This window comes from Sinorhizobium sp. BJ1, assembly GCF_002531555.1.
GTDB lineage: Bacteria > Pseudomonadota > Alphaproteobacteria > Rhizobiales > Rhizobiaceae > Sinorhizobium > Sinorhizobium fredii_B.
Genome location: NZ_NWTH01000113.1, coordinates 1 through 974 on the forward strand (window position 1 = coordinate 1; position 974 = coordinate 974).

The following is a 974-nucleotide window of genomic DNA, read 5'->3' on the forward strand; positions in this document are numbered from 1 at the left end:
TCCGAATCATGGAGACCCATAGATTCAGATCATAAATAAATATGCAACTGTAATGCTAGGCTGTGGTGACGATTTAATCATTTGAGCCAGAGCATGATGCTGGCGAGCTTGACGAAGCCGAGGAAGGTTGCTGCGAGCTTATCGTAGCGTGTTGCGATGCGGCGCCACTGCTTGAGTTTGGCGAAGAAGCCCTCAATTCCCCAGCGTTGGCGGTAGGCGATCCGATCATAGCCGTGCTGATGCTTGCGATGACGGCGAGGCGGAATGACCGGCTCGCCGCCCTGATCCAGGATGGCGTCGTGGAGGCTGTCGGCATCGTAGGCGCGGTCGGCGATGACTTGGCCTGAAGCCAGTCCGGCGACAAGGCCGCAGGCTGGCGCCATGTCGTTCTGCTGGCCGGGTCCGATCGCGAAGCGGATCGGCAGGCCGAGTGCATCTACGACGGCGTGGAGCTTGGTGCCGAAGCCGCCGCGCGAGCGCCCGAGAGCCTGGGCTTCAGGTCCCCCCTTTTGCGCCGCGCGCCTGCGGCTTGTGCATTCGCCCGGATGACAGTGGCGTCGATCGCCAGCCATTCGAGATCGGGATCACGGACAATCGCTTCGAACAGGCGGTCAAACACGCCCATCTCGATCCAGCGGTAATAGCGACGCTTGGCCGTCTGATATGGGCCGAATCGCTCTGGAAGATCACGCCAGCGTGCACCGGAACGGGCCATCCATAACAACGCGTCGAAGAAGCGGCGCCCGTTGCTGCGCGGGCCGCGCCTTCCCTTCCGTCCCCCGGGAACGAACGGCTTCACCTTCTCCCACTGATCGTCACGAAGAGCTTCGCCTTCCATCGCGGGCCTCCAAAAGCCAGCGTTGAATCTGATTTGCACCCTGATGGGAATCCCAAATCTTAAATCGTCACTAAGGCCTAGCATTACAGTTGCATATTTATTTATGATCTGAATCTATGGGTCTCCATGATTCGGA

The 974-nt window shown here is 59.2% G+C and carries 1 protein-coding gene; it reads right to left on the reverse strand.

The window, feature by feature from the left end:
• Positions 1 to 77: 77 nt before the first annotated feature.
• A protein-coding gene (locus CO676_RS34300) for an IS5 family transposase (protein WP_097524314.1) occupies positions 78 to 838 on the reverse strand; the annotation gives its coding sequence in 2 pieces (ribosomal slippage) (positions 78 to 511 and positions 511 to 838; 762 coding nt in all).
• Positions 839 to 974: the final 136 nt, after the last annotated feature.